The organism is Enterobacter sp. BIDMC92 (assembly GCF_001030225.1).
GTDB classification, from domain to species: domain Bacteria; phylum Pseudomonadota; class Gammaproteobacteria; order Enterobacterales; family Enterobacteriaceae; genus Enterobacter; species Enterobacter sichuanensis.
The window spans coordinates 3232080-3250832 of sequence record NZ_KQ087598.1; the positions used below are offsets into that span (position 1 = coordinate 3232080).

15 protein-coding genes are annotated in these 18753 nt (G+C 55.4%); 5 read left to right on the forward strand and 10 right to left on the reverse strand.

Going from position 1 to position 18753, the window contains the following annotated elements:
• The first annotated feature begins 70 nt into the window (after positions 1-70).
• The 3 genes from cdd (at position 71) to SP99_RS15175 (ending at position 3312) form a co-directional block, all read left to right on the forward strand.
• Entirely contained in the window at positions 71-955 is an 885-nt protein-coding gene (cdd, locus tag SP99_RS15165; protein ID WP_047959100.1) for a cytidine deaminase, read from the forward strand.
• Between the two features lie 128 nt (positions 956-1083).
• Positions 1084-1803: an outer membrane permeability protein SanA gene (gene sanA / locus SP99_RS15170; protein ID WP_014884561.1), complete on the forward strand. Its 720-nt coding sequence runs from the start codon at positions 1084-1086 to the stop codon at positions 1801-1803.
• Between the two features lie 120 nt (positions 1804-1923).
• Complete coding sequence (locus SP99_RS15175) at positions 1924-3312, forward strand: glutamine synthetase family protein (protein ID WP_047959101.1); 1389 nt, start codon at positions 1924-1926, stop codon at positions 3310-3312.
• Positions 3313-3361: 49 nt separating this feature from the next.
• Here the strand turns inward: SP99_RS15175 and mglC are convergent, their stop codons facing one another.
• The 7 genes from mglC to SP99_RS15210 all read right to left on the reverse strand — a co-directional run bounded on the left by mglC (position 3362) and on the right by SP99_RS15210 (position 11556).
• Positions 3362-4372, reverse strand: coding sequence for a galactose/methyl galactoside ABC transporter permease MglC (gene mglC / locus SP99_RS15180; RefSeq protein ID WP_045285165.1), 1011 nt, complete (start codon positions 4370-4372; stop codon positions 3362-3364).
• Positions 4373-4387: 15 nt separating this feature from the next.
• Positions 4388-5908: a galactose/methyl galactoside ABC transporter ATP-binding protein MglA gene (gene mglA / locus SP99_RS15185; protein WP_025756261.1), complete on the reverse strand. Its 1521-nt coding sequence runs from the start codon at positions 5906-5908 to the stop codon at positions 4388-4390.
• Positions 5909-5987: 79 nt separating this feature from the next.
• Complete coding sequence (gene mglB, locus SP99_RS15190) at positions 5988-6986, reverse strand: galactose/glucose ABC transporter substrate-binding protein MglB (RefSeq protein WP_008500923.1); 999 nt, start codon at positions 6984-6986, stop codon at positions 5988-5990.
• Positions 6987-7281: 295 nt separating this feature from the next.
• Positions 7282-8304: an HTH-type transcriptional regulator GalS gene (galS, locus tag SP99_RS15195; protein WP_047959102.1), complete on the reverse strand. Its 1023-nt coding sequence runs from the start codon at positions 8302-8304 to the stop codon at positions 7282-7284.
• A gap of 155 nt (positions 8305-8459) precedes the next feature.
• Entirely contained in the window at positions 8460-9617 is a 1158-nt protein-coding gene (gene yeiB, locus SP99_RS15200) for a DUF418 domain-containing protein YeiB (protein ID WP_047959103.1), read from the reverse strand.
• 19 nt (positions 9618-9636) lie between these two features.
• Positions 9637-10305 (reverse strand): GTP cyclohydrolase I FolE, encoded by a 669-nt coding sequence (gene folE / locus SP99_RS15205; RefSeq protein ID WP_025756263.1) that lies wholly within the window; start codon positions 10303-10305, stop codon positions 9637-9639.
• Between the two features lie 102 nt (positions 10306-10407).
• Positions 10408-11556: a YbfB/YjiJ family MFS transporter gene (locus SP99_RS15210; protein WP_047959104.1), complete on the reverse strand. Its 1149-nt coding sequence runs from the start codon at positions 11554-11556 to the stop codon at positions 10408-10410.
• Between the two features lie 138 nt (positions 11557-11694).
• Between SP99_RS15210 and fghA the strand changes: the two genes are divergently transcribed.
• Complete coding sequence (fghA, locus tag SP99_RS15215) at positions 11695-12522, forward strand: S-formylglutathione hydrolase (RefSeq protein ID WP_047959105.1); 828 nt, start codon at positions 11695-11697, stop codon at positions 12520-12522.
• A gap of 103 nt (positions 12523-12625) precedes the next feature.
• Here the strand turns inward: fghA and cirA are convergent, their stop codons facing one another.
• The 3 genes from cirA to yieE all read right to left on the reverse strand — a co-directional run bounded on the left by cirA (position 12626) and on the right by yieE (position 17312).
• Positions 12626-14596, reverse strand: a complete 1971-nt coding sequence (gene cirA / locus SP99_RS15220) for a catecholate siderophore receptor CirA (RefSeq protein ID WP_047959106.1) — start codon at positions 14594-14596, stop codon at positions 12626-12628.
• Between the two features lie 221 nt (positions 14597-14817).
• Entirely contained in the window at positions 14818-16287 is a 1470-nt protein-coding gene (locus tag SP99_RS15225; protein ID WP_025756267.1) for an amino acid permease, read from the reverse strand.
• A gap of 158 nt (positions 16288-16445) precedes the next feature.
• Positions 16446-17312 (reverse strand): DNA-binding transcriptional regulator YeiE, encoded by an 867-nt coding sequence (gene yieE / locus SP99_RS15230; protein ID WP_047959107.1) that lies wholly within the window; start codon positions 17310-17312, stop codon positions 16446-16448.
• 97 nt (positions 17313-17409) lie between these two features.
• On the opposite strand from yieE, the gene SP99_RS15235 reads away from it, so the two are divergent.
• Positions 17410-18456 carry a YeiH family protein gene (locus SP99_RS15235; RefSeq protein WP_047959108.1) on the forward strand — a complete coding sequence of 349 codons (1047 nt, stop codon included), beginning with the start codon at positions 17410-17412 and terminating at the stop codon, positions 18454-18456.
• The last annotated feature ends 297 nt before the right edge of the window (positions 18457-18753 follow it).

Consider the following 18753-nt stretch of genomic DNA (forward strand, 5'->3'; position numbering starts at 1 on the left):
AGTGGATCACATATAAAGCCCTGGCGGCTCCGTAAACTACCGATCCATTAACCTTTATGAGGCAAACGCCATGCACCCACGTTTTCAAGCTGCTTTCGCCCAGCTTGCAGAGAATTTGCAGTCAGCCCTGGCTCCCGTTCTGGCAGATGCACACTTCCCCGCCCTGTTGATGGCGGAGCAGGTCACGATGCTGAAACAGGCAACGGGACTGGACGAAGACGCGCTGGCTTTCGCACTGCTGCCCCTGGCCGCCGCCTGCGCGCGGGCCGATCTTTCCCACTTCAACGTCGGCGCCATTGCACGCGGGGTCAGCGGTACCTGGTACTTCGGCGGCAATATGGAGTTCCTGGGCGCAACCATGCAGCAAACCGTTCACGCCGAGCAGAGCGCCATCAGCCACGCCTGGCTGCGCGGTGAAAAAGCGCTGAGCGCCATTACCGTGAACTACACCCCTTGCGGTCACTGCCGTCAGTTCATGAACGAGCTGAACAGCGGTCTGCAGCTGCGCATCAACCTGCCGGGTCGCGCGCCACACACGCTGGCGGATTACCTGCCAGACGCGTTTGGCCCGAAAGATCTGGAGATCAAAACGCTATTGATGGACGAGCAGGACCACGGTTTCGCCCTGTCCGGCGATGACCTGTCCCAGGCGGCCATTCGCGCTGCCAACAAGAGCCATACCCCGTACAGCAAGTCCCCGAGCGGGGTGGCGCTACAGTGCCGCGATGGGCGCATCTTTAGCGGCAGCTATGCGGAGAACGCGGCGTTTAACCCAACGCTGCCGCCACTGCAGGGTGCCCTCAACCTGCTGAGCCTGAACGGCTATGACTATCCTGACATTCAGCGCGCCATTCTGGCAGAGAGAGCCGATGCGCCGCTGATCCAGTGGGACGCCACCGCCGCGACGCTCAAGGCGCTGGGCTGTACGACGATTGACCGCGTACTGCTTGCCTGATTCCTTCCGGCGGGCAGAAATGCCCGCCAGTTTGCTGAAAAACCCCTCAGTTGAGTCGCTGTTTCTTGCGCTAACCAGGCGGGTAAAGTAGCCTGAGTTAAATTTCATCTTCGGTACGAGCCATCTGCATGTTAAAGCGCGTGTTTTACAGCCTGTCTGTCCTGGTCGGCATACTGCTGTTGATCGTGCTCGGTCTCGACCGCTGGATGAGCTGGAAAACCGCCCCCTACATCTTTGATGACCTGCAGGACCTGCCTTACCGTCAGGTGGGCGTGGTGCTCGGCACCGCCAAGTATTACCGCACCGGCGTCATCAACCAGTATTACCGTTACCGCATCCAGGGCGCGCTGAACGCCTACAACAGCGGCAAAGTGAACTACCTGCTGTTAAGCGGGGATAACGCCCTGCAAAGCTATAACGAACCGGTGACGATGCGTAAGGATTTGATTGCCGCGGGCGTGGACCCTGCTGATATCGTCCTCGACTACGCCGGTTTCCGCACCCTCGACTCCATCGTGCGCACGCGTAAAGTCTTCGACACCAACGACTTCATCATCATCACCCAGCGCTTCCACTGCGAGCGCGCGCTGTTTATCGCCCTGCATATGGGTATTCAGGCGCAGTGCTACGCGGTGCCATCGCCAAAAGATATGCTGAGCGTGCGCGTTCGCGAATTTGGCGCCCGCTTTGGCGCCCTGGCAGATCTCTATATTTTCAAACGCGAACCGCGCTTCTTAGGCCCGCTGGTGCCGATTCCGGCGATGCATGAAGTGCCTGAAGACGCTCAGGGTTACCCGGCGGTGACGCCAGAGCAACTGCTCGATATGCAGAAAAAAGAGAAAAAATAGCCCGCCTTTATACTTTCTTTACGACGGGCGTGACGCTTTTTATCCCGCCTTTACGCCGGCTCTTTTACGCTGAGTTCACTGCCGCTACGGCTTCATTGAAGAATGACTATGAACTCGATAATGAATGCGTTTTTCCTGAAAAGTCTCCGCCCGTATTTTAACTTTCCCGGTTTATCACTCCCCGGCGCACTGAATTCCGGTCTCTGGCTTGATGAAAAAATTGATGCCCTGCAGCACAACATTGCCGTGGAAGTGGCCGATTACCTGGAACGCTACCCGCAGACGAAGCACGTTGACGTTTATCTGAATGATATCAACGGCACGATGCGCGGCAAACGCCTCTCGGTAGAGAGCATGCTGACGCTGGAAAACGGCTGTTATTTTCCGCTCTCCGTCTATTCGATGGACCAGAAAGGACAAATCGCCGCTTCGCTGCCTGATGAACCCGACCGCCTTTGCGTCCCCGTCGCCGGCTCCCTGCGTCCCTGTCCACACGATCCACAGCACAACGCGCAGATCCTGCTGACGATGAAAGACAGCGACGAGAAACCCTGCCCGCTTGAGCCGCGTGTGATCCTGCAGACTGTACTTTCCCGCTTCCACCAGCATGGGCTCTTCCCGGTTATTGCCCCGGAAATCGAGTTCTACCTGACGGAACAGGGGCGACAGGATTCGCAAAATCCGGGCTGCTTTCATATGGATACCCCGAGCGCGCACGCGGCGCTGTTTGACGAACTGGAACAGCTGGCACACCTTCAGCGCATTCCGCTCACCGGGATCGTGGCGGAAGCCGAGCCCGGTCAGTACGAATTAAACCTGAAGCATAGCCATCACGTTGTTGAGGTCTGTGATAACGTGCTGGCGCTGCGCCGCCTGGCCCGATACGTGGCGGAAAAACACGGCCTGCAGGCCAACTTTATGGCCAAGCCTTTCAGCCAGCTCTCGGGCAGCGGTTTTCACGTCCACTTCAGCCTCAACGACAGCCGCGGTAACAACCTCTTTGCCTCACCGGTGAATGCGCTTAACAGCATGATGCGTTTATGTATAGCGGGCCAGCTGGCGCTGATGCCCGCCTCCGTCGCCATTCTTGCCCCGGGCGTCAACGCGTTTCGTCGTTTGCGTAAAAACCTGACGGAACCCCTCTTTCACTCCTGGGGTTATAACACCCGTACCGCCGCCCTGCGGATCCCCTGCTCGGATGACAGCAACCGTCGCATTGAGTACCGTCTGGCCGGGGCTGATGCCAATCCCTATCTGGTGGTTGCAACCCTCCTGACCGGCATGCTGTACGGGCTGGAAAATATCGACGAGGAGGCGTTGGCTGAACCGCAGCAGGACCAACCCGACCTGCCGCTGTTTCAGCAGGAAGCGATTGAGACCTTCGCCCGCTGTCAGTATCTCACCGACAGCCTGGGTGAGGCCTTTTCTGAACAGTGGGTTGCCTGCAAGCTCTCAGAACTCGACTGGTTTGAGCGCATTGTGACCCGGGAGGAGTCAAATCTGGCGTAGGGCATAAAAAAGCCCGCTCGTTGAGCGGGCCGGAGGAGACGAGTGAGGCTTACTTCTTACGCGCGTATTTCAGTGAATCCAGCGCGACCGCGAAGATGATGATGGCGCCCTTGATGATGTACTGCCAGTACGGGTTTACGCCGATATAGGTCAGCCCGTAGTTGATGACGGTGAAGATGATCACACCGGTCACCACGCCGAGTACGGTACCCACACCACCGCTGAAGGAGACGCCGCCCACCACGCAGGCTGCGATCGCATCCAGCTCATACATGAAGCCAAGGTTGTTGGTTGCAGAGCCGATACGGCCCGCTTCCAGCATCCCGCCGAAGGCGTAGAACACCCCGGACAGGGCATAGATGATGAGCAGGTTCAGGGCAACGTTGACGCCGGAGACTTTCGCCGCTTCCGGGTTACCCCCGATAGCGAAGATGTTTTTACCAAAGCGCGTTTTGTTCCACAGGATCCAGACGAAGGCCACCGCAATCAGGGCATAGAAGGTGATATACGACAGGCGGAAGCTGCCGAGCGCGATAAACCCTTGCGTAAAGCTTGAGAAGCCGCTGTCAAAGCCCGAGATAGGAGACGCACCGACAAAGTCGTAGTACAGGGAGTTGATACCGTAAACGATGATCATCGTACCCAGCGTGGTGATAAATGGCGTCACGTTCAGGTAGGCGATGATAATACCGTTGATCAGACCAATCACCGCACCAATGGCGCAGACAATCAGGATCACCACGAAAATGGGCATGGTGGCCATTTCCGGGAAGACCTTGTTGGCGTTTTCCATCGACTGCAGCAGGGTTGCCGCGATAACCGCCGCCAGGCCGACCTGGCGACCGGCAGAAAGGTCTGTCCCCTGGGTGACGATCAGGCCCGCTACGCCCAGCGCAATGATAATTCGCACGGAGGACTGGGTCAGAATGTTACTCAGGTTCAACAGGCTTAAGAACGTAGGGTCCTGGAAAATGATGATGGCCAGCAGTACTAAAAGAACAACGTAAATACCGCCTTCTTTCAGGTAAGTGAGAAAACTTTTTTTATTTAACGCACTCATGAGGAGCCCCTGATCTTAAAGGTGCAAAGACGCAAGACGCAAAATTTCGTTTTGCGTTGTCGTTTTGGTGTCAACAATACCGGCAACGAGACCATTGCTCATAACCAGAATACGATCTGTGATCCCTAACAATTCCGGCATTTCGGAAGAAATAATAATGATCCCTTTATTCTTTTTCGCCAGCTCGGCAATCAGTTGATAAATTTCAAACTTCGCGCCGACGTCAATACCGCGGGTAGGCTCATCCAGCATCAGAATCTCTGGCTGGGTTAATAACCAGCGGCCGATAATGACTTTCTGCTGGTTACCGCCCGAAAGCGAACCGATCTGAGTGCGGTGCCCTGGCGTTTTCACGCGCATGGAGTCAATAACCCATTGGGTATCGCTCTTCATGCGGGAGTTATCCAGCAGCCCGACTTTGTTTTTATAATTGCGAATATTAGAAATTAACGAGTTAAAGTTAATATCCAGATACGCATAAATACCGGTCGAACGACGCTCTTCCGTTACCAGCGCAAAACCATTATTAATGGCTTCGTTGGCGTTGTGGTTGTTAATCTTTTTGCCGTGCAGCGTAATCGTGCCTTCGGCTTTCTCACGAATGCCAAACAGGGTTTCCACGATGTCGGTACGCTTTGCCCCCACCAGACCGGCAATGCCCAGGATTTCACCCTTGTGCAGGTCGAAGGAGACATCGCGGATAGAGGGCTGACGCAGCGAAGTCAGGTTGCGGACTTCGAGGATCACTTCACCCGGTTTGTTTTCTTTATCCGGGAAGCGCTGGTTCAGGGAACGGCCCACCATCATGGCGATGATCTTGTCCATGTCCAGCCCTTCGAGCGGCTGCGTGGCAATCCACTGACCGTCGCGCAGAATGGTTATCTCATCACACAGCTGGAAGATCTCTTCCATTTTGTGGGAGATATACACAATGCCGCAGCCGCGGTCTTTAAGCTTACGGATAATGGTAAAAAGGTGATTAACCTCTTTTTCCGTCAGTGACGATGTCGGTTCGTCCATGATGACGATTTTCGCATCATAGGAGAAGGCTTTAGCAATTTCGATCATCTGCATCTGGGATACGGATAATGTTCCCACGCGGGCGCGCGGATCGATATCAATATCCAGCTCATCGAAAATCGCTTTGGTGTCCCGATACATTTTGTCCTGATCGACAAAAACACCTTTGGTGGGATAACGCCCCAACCACATGTTATCCATAACTGAACGCTGCAGTACCAGGTTTAATTCCTGGTGAACCATCGAGATACCGTTTTCCAGTGCTTCTTTCGCTGAATGGAAATCGATCTCTTTCCCCTGAAAAAGAATGCTGCCAGAATCTTTTTGATAGATCCCAAAAAGGCATTTTAATAATGTTGATTTACCCGCACCGTTCTCCCCCATTAAAGCATGAATAGAGTGAGGACGAACTTTTAAATTAACGTTATCGAGTGCCTTAACGCCGGGAAATGACTTGTTGATGCCGTTCATTTCCAACAGGTATTCACCGGATGACGGAGTAGTTGTGCTGACCATAATTATACCTTGTTGGCCTCGCATATCGCGTTATAAAAGGGCGCAACGAATTGCGCCCAGTGAAGACAATTTAATGCTCTTATTTACCGATAAACTCAGCCAGGTTGGACTGGTCTACGCCCACGTAAGGTACGCGAACGATTTTATTGTCAATCTTCCAGTTGGTGCCATCTGCCGCGCCTTTGCCATCGGCCAGATTTTTCGCCAGATCGAAGGTCGCTTTCGCCTGGTTGTTGGCATCGTTCAGCACGGTACCGGCCATCGCACCGGATTTAACCAGCGCCAGCGCTTCTGGCAGCGCATCCACGCCGAATACCGGGATGGAGGATTTATTGTGGGCTTTCAGCGCTTCTACCGCGCCCATTGCCATCGCATCGTTGTTGGCGATAACCACTTCAATTTTGTTAGCGTTAGGGCCGGACAGCCACGCGTCCATCTTATCTTTCGCCTGAGCGGTGTCCCACATCGCGGTATCTAACGCCAGCTGCTGGGTTTTCAGACCTTTGTCGTTCAGCTCTTTGATAACGTAGGTGGTACGCGCTTCAGCATCCGGATGGCCGGGTTCGCCTTTCAGCAGCACGAACTGAATCTGACCGTCTTTGTTCAGGTCCCAGTTCGGGTTTGCCGCCCAGTGTTTCGCGATCAGATCGCCCTGAATAATGCCGGACTCTTTGGAGTCGGTACCGACGTAATACGCTTTGTCGTAGCTGTCCAGCGCTTTACGGGAAGGTTCTTTGTTGAAGAAGACGATCGGCACGTTCTGGCCGCGCGCTTTTTCAATCACCGTGCCTGCTGCCGCCGGGTCAACCAGGTTGATAGCCAGGGCTTTCACGCCTTTCGCCAGCAGAACGTCGATCTGGTCGTTCTGTTTGGACTGGTCGTTCTGGGAGTCATTCATCAGCAGCTGAACGTCTGGCGCTGCTTTAGCATCTTTCTCAATTGCTTTACGCACAACAGACATGAAGTTGTCGTCGTATTTATAGATGGTCACACCAATACGGGTATCCGCAGCGTGCGCTGCTGCACCAAAAAGCATGCTTGCCATTACAGCAGACAGAGTCAACACCTTCTTATTCATGGTATCTCCGGTTTTTTTTATGCAGGGTAGTTCTTGTGAATAACGATCGGCGGGCAGGTGTTAATAAAACGTTACTGACAGCCGAAGTTCACTTATAAAATTTCTATCTTCCGTGTTCGGTAACGCTCCAGAAATGCGTTTTATTCGTTGTTTGCGGCACGTTGGCTATAGTGAAAGTGAATAATCACTGTTACATAGCGTTTCAGCCCCTAAAACGCTGACATCATAGTCAGCGCCTTGTTAAGATACTGTGAATTTACTCACAGATTGAAAACGGTTACATCACCCCATGTAATCAGTTAGTGATCGGAACCACAATTTGCCGGGCCGCAACGGAGTGACGACGTACTAAAGTCGGCATGAAACAATGTGTTGCCCCCGGATCCAGCAGCCCTGCCGCCCCCTGTAACGCCAGTTCAGTCGCCAGTTTCGCCATAGAGGCTATCGGGTAACGCACCGTTGTCAGCTGCGGGTCGGTGTAACGGGCAATCGGGATATCGTCAAAACCAATGAGTGATAAATGCTGTGGCACCGCAATACCGTTATCTTTCAGCGCCGTCAGGGCCCCGGCCGCCATGCTGTCGTTATAGGCAAACACCGCTGAAAGCTGGAGATTGCGGCCCAGCAGCTCAACCATTGCCGCCTCACCGCCCTGCATATCCGGCGTACCGGTTCCCACCCAGCTCTCGGAGGGGGTAATGCCGTGCTCTTTCAGGGCATTCTGCCACCCCTCGCGCCGCAGTTCGTCATCTTCAATCTGGTGGCTGGAGGCAAGATAACCGATCCGCTGATGGCCGTTGTTGATGAGCATTTTGGTGGCCATCATCGCGCCGCTGACGTTATCCAGCCCGACGCAGCGGTGGGCATAGCCCGGAACGATGCGGTTGATCAGCACCATGCCTGGGATCTGATCCATAAACCCGATTAACTCTTCGTCGCTCAGGGCTTTAGAGTGGACAATCAGGGCGTTACAGCGCTGACGGATCAACACTTCGATGGCATAGCGCTCTTTTTCCGCCTCATGATAGCTATTGCCGATCAGGACATATTTCTGATGCTGCTGGGCGACCACATCGACCGCTTTCACCAGCGCACCAAAAAAGGCGTCCGATACATCCATTACCACCACGCCGATGGTGTCGCTGACCTGCGTCGCAAGCGCCTGGGCATTGGCATTTGGCCGGTACCCAAGCTGAGTCACGGCTTTCATTACGGTTTCACGGGTTTCAGGGCTGACCAGCGCGCTGTTGTTCAGGACACGCGAGACGGTAGCCACAGAAACGCCCGCCTGACGGGCGACGTCACGAATGGTGATCATATTCACCATCCTTCAAAGGATTGCAGCAACTCACAGACACCCCCTGTGTTTAGCAAGGTGGCTATTTTGGCAGTGAGAGAAAGGGGACTACGTGAAGAAGCTCACACTCATGAAAACGCTTACATCCGTTTTGTTAATGATTGTGATCCAGATCGTTATCTGGATGTATTTTTCAATGATATCCCTGAAGCACGTGCGGTTAACTGACGCCATACCCACTCCAGCGGCCCCTGGCGGAAATAGCGTAGCCAGAGAACAGAAAACGCCAGGTTTACCGCCCAGACCGGGATAACAAACGCCAGCAGTTCGAGGCGGTCGAATTTCATAAACAGACCAAAGCGATAGAAAAGCGTGGTGCAGATAAGCGTTTGCAGGAGGTAATTGCTTAACGCCATGCGCCCCACGCAGGCGATAGCGCTGACCATCCACAGGCGAGAAAACGTCGGCCAGAAGCCATAGATCAGCGCCGCATAGCCGATGGTCTGGAACGGTGCGCTCAGCTCACGCGGCACCTGGAGCAGGAAAGCGCACCAGCGGTAATCCCAGTGAAGGTGCCACTGCGCCATCACCGCCGGAAGGTTAATCAGCACGCCGAGCAGCACCAGCCCGATGCCGGTGCGGCGATAGTGGCGCAGGCTGAATTCGCCTTTCAGCCAGCCGGTGCGCATCAGTGACGCGCCCATCAGCATCATTCCCGCCAGCTGCCAGCCGTATTGCGCGCCCAGCGCAAGGAGGCTATCGCCCAGCATATCCGCACGGTTGCTTATTGCTTCCGTACCGCCCTTCAGCTTCCAGTATTGCTCGTACTGCAGGTTTGCGGCATCCGGGATCCAGGAACGGTTTGTCGCCTCGCCCGAGATCATCCCCAACAGCAGCAGCACTGCCAGCCCCATGACATAGAGCATTACGCCGGTGTTAAAAAGGCTTTTTACGCTGTGCGCATCGCGTATGAGACGCCAGCAGATGAGCCCGACTAAGCCATACGCGAGGAGAATATCGCCATCCCAGAAGAACAGCCCGTGGATAAACCCGAGAATAACCAGCAGCGTCAGACGCGACTGGATCCAGCGCGTGCCGCGTCTGAGGAGGAGCTGCAGGCCTGCGCCAAACAGCAGGGCAAAGAGCGTGAGAAATTTGACCTGCGCGAAGAGATCGAGGATCGCCCACGTCCAGGCATCACTGCGCGTGATGTCGCCATACCACGCAGGGTTAAGATAGGCCGCCTTCGGCAGACCGAAGGCGCTGATATTGAGCAGCAGGATACCGAGAATGGCGACGCCGCGAACAAAATCGAGCGTGACGTTTCGCTCCATGGTCCCTGCCCTGTAAGACTTAGTTGTGGTGACGAACGGCGCGCAGGAACTCCTGGCGGGTATTCTGGCTCGATTTAAACAGCCCACCCAGCGAGGTAGTGGTGGTCGCACTGGTGGCATCACGCACGCCGCGCGCTTTCACGCAGTAGTGAACCGCGTCGATTGAGACGGCCACGTTATTGGTGCCGAGCAACGTTTGCAGCGCGGTCAGGATCTGCTGCGTCAGACGCTCCTGCACCTGTGGACGCTGCGCAAAGAACTGCACGATGCGGTTGATCTTCGACAGGCCAATCACCGTATCTTTAGGGATATACGCCACGGTCGCTTTACCGTCGATAGTGACGAAATGGTGTTCGCAGGTGCTGGTCAGCGTGATATCACGCACCGTCACCATCTCATCCACTTTCATCTTATTTTCGATGACGGTAATTTTCGGGAAGTTGGCGTAATCCAGGCCAGAGAAAATTTCGTCGACGTACATTTTCGCGATGCGGTGCGGCGTCTCCATCAGACTGTCGTCACTCAGATCGAGATTCAGCAGCTCCATGATATCGGTCATATGACCGGCAATCAGACGCTTGCGGGTTTCATTGTCCATATCCTGAACGGGCGGACGCAGTGGCGTTTCAAGACCGCGCGCAACCAGGGCTTCATGGACCAGGGCAGCTTCTTTACTGAGTGATGACATTTTGTTCTCCTGCAGGTGTGGCGTCTTTTGCCCTCGTTGTGGCAAAAGTATGCGCTCATTGTGCGTGAGGCCGCGCACATAATCCAGTATTCACGACGATAATTATTGCAATTGCTGTTGCCTTTCAGCGTGACGATTCCACACCAGGGCACCGCCGACGAACAGCGCAACGCCCGCCAGGCCCAGCGCAGGCTCCAGCCGGTGGGTAAGCCAGGTCGATAACGCTGAGGTTACCGGCCCTACCAGCTGGCCTATGGCATACCCGGTCGTGAGCAAACCGGCCATATACCGCGTGTGCTCCGGAGCCAGTTCGCGGCCGTACAGCAGCGAGAGCTGAACGGCGCAGAGGAACCCGCCGCCCACCAGTAGCCCGCCCGTCAGCAATCCGCCAATTCCGGGCAGCAGCCAGGCCGCCAGCACGCCGGCCCCCTGGAGCCACAGCACGATAGCCAGCCGGCGGTTAGCCGTTGAGGTGTGACGTAACAGAATGCTGAGCGCAATGCCCACCACGGCGGCGAGACCAAAAATCGGCCAGACAAACTGGGCAAACAGGCTGCCGGGAAAACGTACGGCCGCCATTTGCGATAAAAAGGTCGCCGGCAGAATGTACCCAAACCCGGCCAGGCTGTAGCTCCAGACCAGGCGTTTTAAATCTGCCGTCAGCACCAGCGGCTCCGGTGCGGTGCCGGGTCGATGAAGTTGTCCGGCTCGCGGCAGGTAGCGCGCCACCAGCGCAATCAGCACCAGCGCCAGCACGCCGTAAATTTGCCATGCCGCACCAGCCGAAAGGGATTTCGCCTGAATATAGACGGCGAGCAGCCCGCTCAGGGCAATGCCTGCTCCGGGTCCAGCAAAAACGGCGGCGCTCAGGCCAGGTTTGCCAAGCTGGCCCAGGCGTTCGTTGGTCCAGGCAGCAATCAGCACCATAGACCAGCCGCTCATACAGCCAATCACAAAGCGCAGCAGGCCGTGTACAACGGCGTTATCCGCCGCGGCGGAGAGCAGCGTCAACGCCACCGCCCCCGCGATGCCAAGCCAGAGACGCATTTCAACAAAGCGGTGGGCGCGCATCGCATCCCACGCGCCCACCAGATAGCCCAGATAGTTCATCGCCGCCACCAGACCCGCGCTGGTCAGCGTAAGCTGCCCGGCAGCTATCATCAGCGGCACCTGAGGCGTAAAGGCAAAGCGCCCGATTCCCATTGCCACCACCAGAACGACGAACCCACTGAGCGCAATACGCAGCGCCATGAACGCTCCAAATGTTAAAGAAAAGTAAATTTATGATGCAGCATCTCGTCGTCTGACGAAAGTGAAAGTTGCTCACAGGTTAATGAAAACGCTGTATTATGGGTTTTATGACTGCACATTCTCATTAAGGAGCCCAGCATGGAACTGCTCGAAGAGCACCGTTGTTTTGAAGGTCGACAGCAGCGCTGGCGGCACGACTCCACCGTTCTGAACTGTGCGATGACGTTCAGCATTTTCCTGCCCCCGACGGAAAACCCGCCGGTTCTGTTCTGGCTTTCCGGCCTGACCTGCAACGACGAAAACTTCACCACCAAAGCGGGCGCGCAGCGTATTGCTGCCGAACTGGGTATTGCGCTGGTCATGCCGGACACCAGCCCACGTGGCGATGATGTGGCCGACGATACGGGATACGACCTGGGCAAAGGCGCCGGCTTTTATCTGAATGCCACCGAACTGCCCTGGGCGCGCCACTACCGTATGTATGATTACATTCGCGATGAACTTCCTGCCCTCGTGCAGTCTCAGTTTGCGGTCAGCCAGCGCTGCGCGATCAGCGGCCACTCGATGGGCGGTCACGGGGCGCTGATCATGGCGCTGAAAAACCCGGGAAAATACGTGAGCGTGTCGGCATTTGCGCCTATCGTGAACCCCACCCAGGTGCCATGGGGGCAAAAAGCCTTTACCCACTATCTGGGTGACGATGCGGAAAAATGGCTGGCATGGGACAGCTGTGCGCTGATGCTGAACAGCAAACCGGAAGATGCCCTTCCTATCCTTATCGATCAGGGAGATGCGGATCAGTTCCTTGCCGGGCAGCTACAGCCCGCGGTGCTGGCAGAAGCGGCACGCCAGAAAGACTGGCCGCTGACGCTGCGTATTCAACCGGGATACGATCACAGCTATTACTTCATCGCATCCTTTATTGAGGATCATCTCCGCTTCCATGCGGAGCATTTGTTCGGGTAAGTGCGGCCTTTTTTGCCCGGTGACGCTTCGCTTACCGGGCCTACAAGCTTGTGCTTTTTTGTAGGCCCGGTAAGGCGCAGCCGCCACCCGGCACCTGACTGGGTCAGAACCTGTAATCCACACCCACGAAGTAACGACGGCCATCTTCTGTATAGCTGTAATCGTCACGGCTCAGGTCTTTATCCAGCAGGTTCTGCACGCCCGCGCGCAGCTTAACGCTTTTCGTTGCCTGCCACGCCGCACCGGTATTCCAGATGACATAGCCACCCGGCGTAGGGGCACTGCTGGTCAACGCGCGTTTCTCGCCGGTGTAGTTGCCCTGAACGTAGAACGACCAGTCCTGGGTCGCCTGCCAGTCAACGGTACCGTTGGCCGTGTGGAATGGCAGATCGGACAGCGGTTTGTTGCCGCCGTTACTGATATCACGACCATCGTTATAGGTGTAATTCAGCGTCACTTTCCACTCTTCCGCCAGCGGGAATTTCAGCTCCGTCTCCACCCCGCGGATACGCGCCTTGTTAACGTTGTAATAGCGGAAAATCGGTTCACCGTCCGCATTCAGGCCAACATAGTTAGGGTAGCTCTGGGCCTGCTTCACATTGGCCGTACGGCTAATGCTGATACGGTCATCCACATTATTCTGGAAGGTGGTAATGCTGGCCTGTACGCCCTCTAACCAGCCCTCTTCCCCGCTGTAGTAGAGACCGAATTCGAAGCTCTCGCTGGTTTCCGGTTTCAGGTCCGGGTTACCGACAATCTCACAGGCACCACGGCATGAGCCGCTGACCCAGTCCGGGCTCAGCTGCAGCAGTGACGGCGCTTTAAACGCGGTAGCCCAGCCCCCTTTCACCGTTACGGTATCGGTCGCGTTATACACCAGATACGCCCGCGGACTCCAGTGATCGCCATAGGTGTCATGATCATCCATACGGATACCGGTGGTCAGCGCCAGAGGTTCAAAGATACGCCACTCATCCTCCAGGAACAGAGCATACTGGCTTGTCGAGGTACTGCTGCTGGAACCGCCAGTCAGGTTGACCGGATCTTTCAGCTTATCGTGACGCCATTCACCGCCGAAGGTCAGGAACTGATTGATTTCGCCCAGCGGCAGCACGTATTTCCCGTCCACTGCGTTGCTCTCGGAGGTGATAGGATTACTGTTGCCCGGGTTTTTGTTGTCAACCTTCTCGCCGTATACCTTCAGCTCACTGTTGCCGATGCCCCAGCGACCGTTGTGACTGAGGGAGTAGTTCTGACGCTCAAGGCGGTTTTTGTCCAAGGAATCCGAGTCGCGATCCTGACGGTCGAAACCATAGCCCGCCGTAAAGTCGTGATTTTCAGACGGCGTCCAGGCGAATTCGACATTAGCATCGCGGCTCGTGAAGCCTTCGATGCGCGGCGTTTCACCGCTCGCCGTGGTAGAAGATTTCTGCTGGCCGTCTTTCTCACGCTTCGCAAGGCTACCGTAGGCTTTCAGCCCCAGCAGACCGTCCACCAGCGGACCGCTGGTGTAAAACTGACCGTTGTAGGTGTCTCCACGGTCGCGATGTTCCTGAATCGTGGAATCGGCGCTCAGGGTGCCCGTCCACTTCTGACCGATTTTTTTGGTGATAATGTTCACCACGCCGCCCAGCGCGTCGGAGCCATAAAGCGAGGACATCGGCCCGCGCACCACTTCGATTCGTTCGATGGCGTCAACCGGCACCCAGCTGAGGTCGAAATCATTATGGCGGAACACCGCGTTGCGGGAGTTAACGCGCTTGCCGTCGACCAGGATCAGCGTATAGCTGCTGTCCAGACCGCGAATACTTACCCCTTTACGGTTGTCCCCTTCGCTCGTGAGTTGTACGCCCGGCACATCCCGTAACACATCTTTCAGGTTCTTAACGGGTTTGCGCTGCAAATCTTCCTGCGTAATCACGCTGATGCTGGCTGGCGCATCTTTCAGGTTTTGCTCGGTCGCGGAGGCCGTAACAACCATTGTGTCGCCGGATTCTGCTGCGATAACAGGCAGTGCCAGGGACATTGCGGACGCACAAAGTCCTCCCCTGACGAAGGGATTCAACCTAAACATTCCATATCTCCATGAGGTAAATACAACTACATCAAATCATCACTCACAGCGTCTTCCTTGCCGCCCACATCTGTGGTGGGTCGGTGACACGCTTATTTTTGATAACGATAAAGCAAACGATAATTATTATCAATTGAATTGTTAAAAAATATATCTTTGTTTCAGCCTGCAGGGATAAAAAAACCCGCTCGAATGAGCGGGTTAAAAGAGAGGGAGTGCGGTTATTGTTTAAATCGTTCCGGGAATTCCATTTCACTGTAGCGAACGAAGTGTGTTCCTTTCGTCAGTTTGTAACCAAACCAGATGACGAGGAACAGCGGAATACCAATGTAGGTTGCCGTGACGGCGCCCCAGTCAATGGTATCCGCCAGGAACGCTTCATAGTTCTGTCCCAGCGTAATAATCAGACACAGAATGAAGGCGAAAATAGGACCCAGCGGGAAGAAGCCGGAACGATACGGCAGCGAGTTAATGTCATAGCCCTGTTTGACATAGCCACGGCGGAAACGGTAGTGGCTAATGGCAATCCCCAGCCAGGCGATAAAGCCCGTCATCCCCGAGGTGTTCAGCAGCCACAGGTATACCGTCTGGTTGCCAAACATGGAGGTCAGGAAGCACAGACCGGCGATTACCGTTGTTGCGTACAGCGCGTTACGTGGAACACCGCCGCGGGACAGTTTCGCAAAGATACGCGGGGCTTTACCGTCGCAGGCCAGGGTGTAGAGCATACGGGTGGACGCGTACATCCCGGAGTTACCGGCAGAAAGCACGGCGGTCAGGATCACGGCGTTCATCACTGCCGCCGCAGACAGCAGACCGGCGTGCTGGAAGACCAGCGTGAACGGGCTGACGCTAATGTCTTTGACGTCATTGCGCAGCAGGCTTGGATCGGTGTATGGAATGATCAGGCTGATAATCAGGATCGCGAACACGTAGAACAGCAGGATACGCCAGAAGACCTGACGAACCGCACGCGGAATATTTTTTTCCGGGTTCTCTGACTCACCGGCAGCGATACCAATCAGTTCAGTCCCCTGGAAGGAGAAGCCGACAATCATTGCCACGCCAATCATTGCCGAAAGACCACCGGCAAACGGCGCATCGCCTGTTGTCCAGTTGCTCCAGCCCGCAGGTTCAGCACCTTTGAAAATACCAACGATCATCGCCACACCGACGACGATAAAGATGATGACGGTTGCCACTTTGATCAAAGAGAACCAGTATTCTGCTTCGCCGAAACCGCGCACGGAGATGTAGTTCAGCAGGAAGATGACGGTCAGGAACAGTGCGCTCCAGATCCAGCCCGGCGTATCCGGGAACCACCAGTTCATCACCAACTGTGCAGCGACGAGGTCAACGGCGATGGTGACCGCCCAGTTGTACCAGTAATTCCAGCCCAGCGCGAAGCCGAAACCTTCTTCAACGTATTTTTGACCGTAGGTCGAAAACGAACCTGACACCGGCATGTACGCGGCCAGTTCGCCCAGACTGGTCATCAGGAAGTACACCATCAGGCCAATCAGGATATAAGAGAAAAGCGCCCCACCCGGGCCTGCTGCCGAAATCGTTGCACCAGAGGCAACGAAAAGACCTGTACCGATTGAACCGCCAATGGCGATCATCGTCAGGTGACGCGCCTTGAGTTCACGACGGAGCGTGGGCGCTTCTGTGGTTTTAATTTCTGAAACCATATGAAAATGCTGTCCATTTAATAAATGAGGCGCGATTGTAGCAGACGATCCGGATTCCTTCCGGCAGAAATACTCAGTTATAAGAGAGCTTCATGACGCGGCCAGGATTATAAGTAAAGCATAATTTTTCCCTCTCCCCTTTGGGGTGAGGGACGCGTTTAGATTTCGCAATAGCGCAGAAAACGCTGCAGCGAGCTGGAGAGGTGTTTCTGACGATGGTGAATGCGCCACAGCGTGCGCACCAGTTTCGGGAGCGGAACGGCAATTTCCACCAGCGACCCCGTCTCAAGCTGCTCAGCAATGACCCGCCGTGAAAGACAGCTGATGCCAAGGCCATGACGTACCGCGTGCTTAATCGCCTCTGAATTCCCCAGCTCCATCCCCAGCTGGAAATGCGGCAGGTGGGACAGCAGCAGGTAATCGACAATTTCCCGCGTGCCGGAGCCCTGCTCACGCAGGATCCACTGCGCCTGCGCCAGCCGCTCCAGCGTCACTTCGCCCTGTAATAAAGACGAGGCCGGGGACGCAAAGACCACCAGCTCATCCTCCAGCCAGGGCTCGGCAATGATATCGACGTTATGGCAGGGACCTTCGATGAGACCGATATCCACGCGGAAATCGATCACCGCGTTGATGACGTCCTGGCTATTACCGACGCTCATTTCCAGCGGCAGGGTGGGAAAATCCCGACGGTAGCGGGCAATCACTTCCGGCAGGATGTAATTCCCGATGGTGCTGCTGGCGTAGACGCGGATCGCGCCGTTGTCTTCGCGGAACAGCTGTTCGATTTCGATAGCCTGCTCCAGCAAGGCCAGCGCGCGCGGGTAGAGAAGGCGCCCGTGCTCGTTGACCACCAGGCGCTTCCCTACCCTGTCGAAAAGCTGAACGCCCAGCTGACCTTCGAGGTCGGTCAGAGCTGCGCTGACCGCTGATTGCGAGAGCGCCAGCATCTGCGATGCCTGCGTCGTCGACCCGCTTTTCAGCACTTCGGCAAAGACTTCCAGCTGGCGCAATGTAATGTGCATGATTGCTTACCACTTATATAGATTGATTATAAGTATATAATCAATTTTATTTTTAAGCCAGAGCGCCGTAACCTTTAGCCAGACAAAGGAGAAGGTTATGTCAGAACTCACCTTACAGCATCATCGTACATTGTGGCACTTCGTGCCGGGTCTTGCGCTCAGCGCCGCGGTGACCGGCGTGGCGTTATGGGGCGGAAGCATTCCCGCCGTTGCCGGCGCAGGTTTTAGCGCCTTAACGCTGGCGATATTGCTCGGCATGGTCGTGGGTAACACCGTTTACCCACATATCTGGAAATCCTGTGACGGCGGCGTGATCTTCGCCAAACAGCACCTGCTGCGTCTCGGGATCATTCTCTACGGCTTTCGTCTCACCTTTTCGCAGATTGCCGACGTTGGCGTCAGCGGGATCGCCATCGATGTCCTGACCCTGACCAGTACCTTTTTACTGGCCTGCTTTATCGGCCAGAAAGTCTTTGGTCTGGATAAGCAGACCAGCTGGTTAATCGGCGCAGGCAGCAGTATTTGCGGCGCTGCGGCGGTACTGGCAACGGAACCTGTCGTGAAGGCCGAAGCCAGCAAAGTGACCGTGGCGGTGGCGACGGTAGTGATCTTCGGTACGGTGGCGATTTTCCTCTACCCGGCGATGTATCCGCTGGTGGCCCACTGGTTTAGCCCGGAAACCTATGGCATCTATATTGGCTCAACCATGCACGAAGTGGCTCAGGTGGTCGCAGCAGGTCATGCGATTAATCCGGAAGCTGAAAACGCGGCGGTGATTGCAAAAATGCTGCGCGTGATGATGCTCGCGCCGTTCCTGATTTTCCTGGCCGCGCGGGTTAAACAGCTGGCTCCGGCGGGCGGCAGCGAGAAAAGTAAAATCACCATTCCGTGGTTTGCGATCCTGTTTATCGTGGTGGCGATTTTCAACTCCTTCCACCTGCTGCCGAAAGCCGTGGTCGATATGCTGGTGACGCTGGATACCGTGCTGCTGGCGATGGCCATGGCGGCGCTGGGGGTGACCACCCACGTCAGTGCGCTGAAAAAAGCCGGTGCGAAACCGCTGCTGATGGCGCTGGTGCTTTTCATCTGGCTGATTGTCGGTGGCGGCGCGATTAACCTGCTGGTGCACAGCGTGATGCGTTAATGCAATGATTCCAAAAACATTAATAAAATCTGAAAAATTCCTAATTGCCATCAACAGCTCAGTGGAGATGAATAATCTCTGCTGAACTGTTTGTCTTTGTGTCAATTTAAGGAAGAGGATGGCGATGGGAGGATTTTGCGATATCACGGGCTTTATACCCAGCCAGCGTACAGTTGAAGCCCTGCGAAAGATGGAAGAGATATCAAGATCAGCCAGTATCCTGACCACACTCCTGGCAGGCGTTCCACTGTTTCAGATCTTTGCCGGGCGTGGTGACTACATGGGTTAGGATCAAGC

What these genes read in the sequence shown, in the direction of transcription:
- SP99_RS15225 (WP_025756267.1), bottom strand. Translation starts at nt 16,287, where the DNA reads ATGGTTTCAGAAATTAAAACCACAGAAGCGCCCACGCTCCGTCGTGAA.
- SP99_RS15210 (WP_047959104.1), bottom strand. Translation starts at nt 11,556, where the DNA reads ATGGCGCTGCGTATTGCGCTCAGTGGGTTCGTCGTTCTGGTGGTGGCA.
- yeiB (WP_047959103.1), bottom strand. Translation starts at nt 9,617, where the DNA reads ATGGAGCGAAACGTCACGCTCGATTTTGTTCGCGGCGTCGCCATTCTC.
- yieE (WP_047959107.1), bottom strand. Translation starts at nt 17,312, where the DNA reads ATGCACATTACATTGCGCCAGCTGGAAGTCTTTGCCGAAGTGCTGAAA.
- galS (WP_047959102.1), bottom strand. Translation starts at nt 8,304, where the DNA reads ATGATCACCATTCGTGACGTCGCCCGTCAGGCGGGCGTTTCTGTGGCT.
- SP99_RS15175 (WP_047959101.1), top strand. Translation starts at nt 1,924, where the DNA reads ATGAATGCGTTTTTCCTGAAAAGTCTCCGCCCGTATTTTAACTTTCCC.
- SP99_RS15235 (WP_047959108.1), top strand. Translation starts at nt 17,410, where the DNA reads ATGTCAGAACTCACCTTACAGCATCATCGTACATTGTGGCACTTCGTG.
- cirA (WP_047959106.1), bottom strand. Translation starts at nt 14,596, where the DNA reads ATGTTTAGGTTGAATCCCTTCGTCAGGGGAGGACTTTGTGCGTCCGCA.
- fghA (WP_047959105.1), top strand. Translation starts at nt 11,695, where the DNA reads ATGGAACTGCTCGAAGAGCACCGTTGTTTTGAAGGTCGACAGCAGCGC.
- mglA (WP_025756261.1), bottom strand. Translation starts at nt 5,908, where the DNA reads ATGGTCAGCACAACTACTCCGTCATCCGGTGAATACCTGTTGGAAATG.
- mglC (WP_045285165.1), bottom strand. Translation starts at nt 4,372, where the DNA reads ATGAGTGCGTTAAATAAAAAAAGTTTTCTCACTTACCTGAAAGAAGGC.
- sanA (WP_014884561.1), top strand. Translation starts at nt 1,084, where the DNA reads ATGTTAAAGCGCGTGTTTTACAGCCTGTCTGTCCTGGTCGGCATACTG.
- cdd (WP_047959100.1), top strand. Translation starts at nt 71, where the DNA reads ATGCACCCACGTTTTCAAGCTGCTTTCGCCCAGCTTGCAGAGAATTTG.
- mglB (WP_008500923.1), bottom strand. Translation starts at nt 6,986, where the DNA reads ATGAATAAGAAGGTGTTGACTCTGTCTGCTGTAATGGCAAGCATGCTT.
- folE (WP_025756263.1), bottom strand. Translation starts at nt 10,305, where the DNA reads ATGTCATCACTCAGTAAAGAAGCTGCCCTGGTCCATGAAGCCCTGGTT.